Annotated in this window: 1 protein-coding gene; it reads left to right on the forward strand. The window is 76.0% G+C overall.

Annotation, left to right across the window (positions count from 1 at the left end):
- Nucleotides 1–419, forward strand: a 419-nt coding sequence (locus LPA54_RS37335; protein WP_228984892.1) for a hypothetical protein, incomplete at its 5' end; no start/stop codon positions are given.
- Nucleotides 420–479 lie beyond the last annotated feature (60 nt).

A 479-nucleotide genomic window follows, 5' to 3' on the forward strand; every position in this document is an offset into this window, starting at 1 on the left:
GGGAGGTCGCCGAAGGACGGACAGCGGCCTCCGCCGGCCCGGAGCCCTCCGGCCCCGCCGCCGAACCCGACGGCGCCGCCGGCTACCTCGCCGAACTCGCGCAGATCGCCGACTGGATGCGCGGCGACGGCGGCGGCGACCCGGTGGAGCTGATGCGCGTCAGCGTCGAGGCCGTCCAGCGCTACCGCCCCCGCCCCGCCCCGGGCCCGGTCGTGGTGCTCCGGGCCGGCGACACCGGCTTCGGCAAGGGCGCCTCCTACGACGAGAGCGACCGCTTCCACCACCGCCCCGGCCTCGGCTGGGAGGACCACGTCGACGACCTCGTCATCCGCGTCGTCCCCGGCAACCACGTGACCATGCTGACCGGCGACAACGTCCGCGGCCTCGCCCGGATCCTGGCGTCCGCGCTCACGAACTGACCCGAGGAGAGCACCCACCATGACCACCCCGCGCCGGCGCCGCATCACCCTGGCCGGCAT

It is taken from the genome of Streptomyces sp. DH12 (assembly GCF_020873895.1).
Classification (GTDB): Bacteria; Actinomycetota; Actinomycetes; order Streptomycetales; family Streptomycetaceae; genus Streptomyces.